The sequence below is a fragment of the Prosthecobacter sp. genome (genome assembly GCF_044378005.1).
Lineage (GTDB): Bacteria > Verrucomicrobiota > Verrucomicrobiia > Verrucomicrobiales > Verrucomicrobiaceae > Prosthecobacter.
In genome coordinates, this window is the sequence record NZ_JBILYB010000243.1 from 1 (window position 1) to 5356 (window position 5356).

Below are 5356 nucleotides of genomic sequence, written 5' to 3' on the forward strand. Positions count from 1 at the left end.
GGCAGGTGCCAGCCTGATCTGCCTCTCCAACTGCGAGAGCTACGACCACGATGACGACGATGATGAAGATCATCGCCACAACCGCGGCAGCACCACCACGACCACGACCGAAGAAACCACGGTCAGTTCACCGACCTCACTCGTCCCGCTCTCTGCCACCGTGGAAACCCAGACCACCCGCACCTACTAGCCGACAGAGCGAAACCGCACACACACGAATGCGGCCCGACGAAAGTTGGGCCGCTTTTTCATGGAGTGGTGCGTCCGCACCCGATGCCGGGACGATCTTCCGCCTTAACCGAGTGCCATTCACCTGCATGCTTGGAATCTTATCGTTTTGGGCGGAAGGGAATGGGCGAAAGAACGACGACGATATCCTCGTCATGAGCACACCGACATCGGGTGCAGGAGCATTCCTCCGGTGAGAGAATGCTCCTTCCATGTGCGCCTGATCGAACCCATCCACTGCCATGAAACAACGCCTCCGCATCTTGCTCCACGCTTCATTCGTCATGCTCATACTGGGCATCTCCGCCACGCCTCTCCACGCCGATCTGCCGCAACAGCGCAAAGCCCTCGACGAACTCCAGGCCGCCAAGAAAGCCGCCGACCCCATGCCATTGCTGGAGTCCGCCAAAAACCGCATCAGCAAGGCCAACAAAGGAAACAAGGGTGGAGACAAAGAAGACGTGATCGACAAAATCGACGAGGCCATCAAGGAGCTGAAAGCCGGCAACAAGGACAAGATGGAACAGAAGATCAACGCAGCCATCGCCAACCTTCACCAGGGCAAGGACAAGTCGAAACGGCCGAAGTGAGGCCGCGTGTCTTGGCTGTGTATCCAAGGTATCAATCCAGCCAGTTCTCCACCCGCAGTCCTGGCACCTTTTGAAAATCGACCAAGTTGCGGGAGAGCAGCAGAGTCTCGTGAGTCACGGCGAGGCTGGCGATGCGCAGATCCATGGTGCCGATGCGCACGCGCTGGAAGTGCAGCATGTCGAAGGTCTCCTGCGCGGCTTGTGTCCAGGGCAGGAACCGCCACTTGGCGAGAGTGAGCAGGCCGGTGAGAAAGAGATCGTAATGGATGAGCAGACGATCTTTGTCGGCGGAGACCTGGGCCAGCCGACCCCGCAGGACTTCCTCGGCAGTCATCACCGTCAGCCAGGGTTGCTCGCCGCGACTGAGGAGACGTTCACGAAGCAGTGCTCCAGCCGACGAACCGCGATCCAGCTCGGAATAGTGATTGGTATCAAGAATGACCATCGCGACGATTCATCTCATCCAACGACTGGCGGTTCACGTCCTGCCTCCACTGCTCGCCGAGTTTCATGGCGGCGTCATAGTCAGGATTATTCTTCGCCCAGCCAAAGGTGCTCAACCAGCTCTCATCCGTCGCCTCAGCGTTGGCGGCCAACGTCAACGACTGCGCCAGCAGCCCCTTCGACGGCTCGGGGGTGAGTGCTGCTGCGATTTGCGGATTCATGTGGTTAGGATGCTGCTCTCGTGGGTCTTTGGCAAGGATGGAGACGGGGAGCACGACCCTCTCAATCGCGTGTCTTAATAGAGGGACAGACACTTGGCTCTTCTAAATAGGCAGTTGATTGAGCGCCAACGGCGCGATTCATACCAGCCTGGGGCGATCAGCCCCAGGTGCCGAGCCACCTCAAATCTGCCATGACCGAGGGCTGAAGGCCCGAGCCATGCACGAGGTGCTAGGAGCATAAGTCGGGCTTTCAGCCCTCTACTTACCGGGCGGTCGTCGTGCTGGTTCCCTGGGCCATTGGCCCAGGCTGGTATCGAGCGGGCCTGTGGCCCTGAGAATTCCGTGGTGAGACCGAGGCTTTGGAGATTCAGGCAGACCCTCTGCGCTGGCGGGTGTTTGATGGGCGCGTGCGTCGCTGCCTCGTTCCTCGCTTCCCTGGCATCATCGCTCTTTGGTCGAGGATGAGGTGCTCTACTTGGGAGCCCTGCTGCACAGCGCGAGACACCCAGAAGCCTATCGCGACTCATTCACCGACCTGTAGCAAGCCTCAATCAAGGAGAGACGCATTGTCTTTGTCTCTGTCATTGCCAGGCCCCATCAGGCGACTGACTTTGCCCGCACCAACACTTGGCGTGCCTTCTTCACTCGAACTGTCTCACGAACTTTCCGCATGGGCATGGGAGGCTTTGAAGCCGTTTTCCCGGCGGAGGCCATTCTGGCGGCGCGGCCGGTGTTAAAATTCAGTCCATCCTCTGCGGAAAAAAGATCGGAGAGTTGGGCCATTTCGTTCATGGGCGGAGAGTAGTGCTTCAGGCAATGAGGGTCAATTCCAGTTTCAGGCAGTCACTCCGACACCAGAAGCGGAGCTTTCGGTCGTTGGAGCAGGGCTTCCATGTCCGACAGGTCAAAAACGAAACGATCCGCGAACGGCGTGGCAGCTCCCTGTTGCTGAGCCTCCCGTGCTTTCTTCAGCAGGCCGGAATAGAAGCTCGTCGAGACGAGGGTGCATTCGCCCCAAAGCTCCGCCGATCTCCAACGCCGGGCCAAAAGCGCGAGCGTCAACATAAGCTGCGTACCAACACCTATGATGGTTTCTTCTGTGGAGGGACTCGCGGCGAGGAACTCAAGAAACAGATGATTGCAGAATGTCCTGCGAACGAAGACAAAACCAAAGGCATGTTCGTGACCGGTATGGATGGGGTTTGCCAGTGAGAGGGCAAACCCAAGGTCTGCACGAGGCTCACGCTGGATGTCGTCTTCGAATTCGCGCAGACTGGGAGGAGCGAAACCTTGTTCGCGGACGAATTTCCAGCGCCGTCTGGCCTGCAGGGCGTATTCGACGGAATCGTTTGCTCTCGGGCTGCTGCTTTTTCGGAGCTGCCTCTGCCATTCTTCCACAAAAGCCCATTCCGACAGGTGCTGAATCCACCGAACCTCGACAGGCAGGGCCATTGGGGCGACCCGTGTTCCCATCTTGGCGTGCGGCAAAATGATTTCGGCGTTGGCGATTGTGCGCATGAACTCAAAGAAGCTGGCAGGTTGACGAAGATAGTGCAAGCCTGCCCTGCCATCCACCTCGCGGCGGCGGACGACCGCGCTTCAAGTGGGCGGCCTCTTGCTTTCATTCGGCTGTCACGGGCGGACACCTCAATAGAGGACAAGTCGCTCGGTTGGCGCTTCGTGCAGACCGTCGAAAACGCGGCTTTAGAGATTCAGGCAGACCCACTGCGCTGGCGTGTGTTTGATGGGCGCGTGCGTCGCTGCCTCGTTCCTCGCTTCCCTGGCATCATCGGCTCTTGGGTCGAGGGATGAGGTGCTCTACTTGGGAGCCCTGCTGCACAGCGCAAGACACCCGGAAGCCTATCGCGGCTCATTCACCGACCTGTAGGAATCCTTGATGGAGGGACAGACACTTTGCCCATTCGTTGGCTGCCCCTGGCCGCCCAAAGACCGTTCGCGCCCCAACCGACTTGGGTTACAGAAGGCCATCATGACCACCCACGATCTTCTTTCCGGAGTTGCTCGCCTGCCTGCTGGAAACGTTTTGCCAGGCACCGTCAGGAGTCCGTCTCGCACCTGGTTGGCTTTCAGCCGTGGAGCCTGCTGGTTGCTGGCTGCGCTGCTTTGCGCCTCATGCAGCACTGGAAAGAAGCCAGATGCCGATTGGAACAGCCTCCACCTCTGGCAGCAGGTCGCCAGCCCACCGCCGACTTATGTCCCCACGGGCTACGGAGCCGAACGTCCGCGCACCGACCGTGACGGGACCTGGTTCACGGACCAGCGCGATGGCAAACGCCTGTTCGTGCCAAAGCACGCCGTGCGCGGCTGGGAGCCGGGTGTCCTCACTGGCGAGGCGAAAAAAGCCACGGGCTTCGATAGTAGGCGACGCCTCACCGCAGGAGAAAAAGCATGGTGGGGCACCCTCTTCTTCTTGGGTGGCTTGGCGCAGGTTCAGGTTCCTCCACCGGATTGAGCATTGCCTTGGGCTTCAGGGCGGTTCGACTGCTTTCGCTTGGATGGCCCGGAGGAGAGGTCGTGTGGCTGGATGGCAAAAGAATGGGGGCAGCAGAATGGCTCGGAGGAGCCCTGACCGCCGTCGGTCGTCCGGGAAGACCGGGCTGGACAAAGCGCCGCGAGCGAAGGTGCCTGGAGAGACGGAGCATGGGCTCCTGAATGCGATGGGCAAGGTGCGTGATTTGTTAGTCAGTTGCACTGACCCCAGCCTATGCGTTCGCAGCAAAATCCACGCTTGGCTTTGTAGAAGCGGTCCGTTATCTTCCTCCATCATGGCAACCCAAGAACTCTTTGCTCAAGTCGCGCGTCTCCCCACTGAAGAGCGGCGTTTTTTGGCTGAAATCATCTGGGAAACGGTGGATGCCGACTTGCCCGCCCAGTGGGAAAACGACGCCACGATCTCCGCCGAAGTCGAGAGACGTTTCGAGGCCTTCAAAGCCGGGCGTGAAAAGGGCTTGAGCCACGACGAGGTCTTTGCCGCCGCCAAGGCCCTGGCTGCATGAAAATCGTCTATTCGGAACAATTCCAGGCGGAGCTGTGCTGCGTGACCGGGCGCTACAGCGGCGAGGACAAGGCGCTGGGTCGGCGCTTCGTGCAGACCGTCGAAAACGCGGCTTTGGAGATTCAGGCGGACCCACTGCGCTGGCGCGTGTTTGATGGGCGTGTGCGTCGCTGCCTCGTTCCCCGCTTCCCTTACATCATCTATTATTTGGTCGAGGACGACGTGCTCTACTTTGGAGCCCTGCTGCACAGCGCGAGACACCCGGAAGCCTATCGCGGCTCATTCACCGAACTTTAGGAAGCGAAACCTCAAAAGAGGGACAGACAGTTGGCCATAATTTGGGAGACTTCATCGATGTGACGGCTAAGTTTGGAATCATGAGAGCCAGATTTACGCCATGAATAGAGACAACGGTGTGCCACGAAACGATGATTTATCGTCACTTAATGCTGATCCAAGCGACTTGCCCAAGATCAATTTTCTTCACGATCCCAAAGACGCTTTAGCCATACAAAAGCACCTAAAGTTTATGGAGCAGCACTTGAAGGCTAAAAATGAGACTCCTCCAGCTAGTGCATTGTTTTCATCACATTTAGCTTTTGTATCGCTAGCCTTAGCTTGCTTGGCACTTGTGATTCTTCTGCCGCTACAGTGCCTACAATGGTCATCGAATCGAGTTACATCCGCTTCTGCTATCTCAAACATTCCATCTGCATCGGAAAGCGAAGCGATGTAAGCGTCACCGTAACGCCCATAGGAACGCGGTTGGAACGGGGCGCGTGGGGAGTCAGGGATGTCCCACGTTATGGACAACCAAATCACGATTTTGAAACGGGACGCACGCGGTCGTGTGCGCA

10 protein-coding genes are annotated in these 5356 nt (G+C 58.2%); 7 read left to right on the forward strand and 3 right to left on the reverse strand.

Annotated features, from left to right (window positions below):
- A partial coding sequence (locus AC6FTP_RS25235; protein WP_497209668.1) for a hypothetical protein occupies window positions 1–190 on the forward strand: 190 nt, incomplete at its 5' end.
- A 280-nt stretch (window positions 191–470) separates the two neighbouring features.
- Window positions 471–818: a hypothetical protein gene (locus AC6FTP_RS25240; protein ID WP_497209669.1), complete on the forward strand. Its 348-nt coding sequence runs from the start codon at window positions 471–473 to the stop codon at window positions 816–818.
- A gap of 31 nt (window positions 819–849) precedes the next feature.
- Here AC6FTP_RS25240 and AC6FTP_RS25245 read toward each other — a convergent pair whose 3' ends face one another.
- From AC6FTP_RS25245 to AC6FTP_RS25255, 3 genes are all read right to left on the reverse strand, one after another.
- Entirely contained in the window at window positions 850–1263 is a 414-nt protein-coding gene (locus AC6FTP_RS25245) for a type II toxin-antitoxin system VapC family toxin (RefSeq protein ID WP_497209670.1), read from the reverse strand.
- Complete coding sequence (locus tag AC6FTP_RS25250) at window positions 1250–1483, reverse strand: hypothetical protein (RefSeq protein ID WP_497209671.1); 234 nt, start codon at window positions 1481–1483, stop codon at window positions 1250–1252. Before AC6FTP_RS25250 ends, AC6FTP_RS25245 begins: the two co-directional genes overlap by 14 nt.
- A gap of 843 nt (window positions 1484–2326) precedes the next feature.
- Window positions 2327–3001: a hypothetical protein gene (locus AC6FTP_RS25255; RefSeq protein ID WP_497209672.1), complete on the reverse strand. Its 675-nt coding sequence runs from the start codon at window positions 2999–3001 to the stop codon at window positions 2327–2329.
- A 21-nt stretch (window positions 3002–3022) separates the two neighbouring features.
- On the opposite strand from AC6FTP_RS25255, the gene AC6FTP_RS25260 reads away from it, so the two are divergent.
- From AC6FTP_RS25260 to AC6FTP_RS25280, 5 genes are all read left to right on the forward strand, one after another.
- Window positions 3023–3295, forward strand: coding sequence for a hypothetical protein (locus tag AC6FTP_RS25260; RefSeq protein WP_497209673.1), 273 nt, complete (start codon window positions 3023–3025; stop codon window positions 3293–3295).
- A 178-nt stretch (window positions 3296–3473) separates the two neighbouring features.
- Window positions 3474–3956, forward strand: coding sequence for a hypothetical protein (locus AC6FTP_RS25265; protein ID WP_497209674.1), 483 nt, complete (start codon window positions 3474–3476; stop codon window positions 3954–3956).
- Between the two features lie 313 nt (window positions 3957–4269).
- On the forward strand, window positions 4270–4500 hold the full coding sequence (locus tag AC6FTP_RS25270; RefSeq protein ID WP_497209675.1) for an addiction module protein: 231 nt from the start codon (window positions 4270–4272) through the stop codon (window positions 4498–4500).
- Window positions 4497–4796 (forward strand): type II toxin-antitoxin system RelE/ParE family toxin, encoded by a 300-nt coding sequence (locus tag AC6FTP_RS25275; RefSeq protein ID WP_497209676.1) that lies wholly within the window; start codon window positions 4497–4499, stop codon window positions 4794–4796. The genes AC6FTP_RS25270 and AC6FTP_RS25275 overlap by 4 nt, the downstream gene beginning before the upstream one ends.
- A 100-nt stretch (window positions 4797–4896) precedes the next feature.
- Window positions 4897–5235 (forward strand): hypothetical protein, encoded by a 339-nt coding sequence (locus tag AC6FTP_RS25280; protein ID WP_497209677.1) that lies wholly within the window; start codon window positions 4897–4899, stop codon window positions 5233–5235.
- Window positions 5236–5356 lie beyond the last annotated feature (121 nt).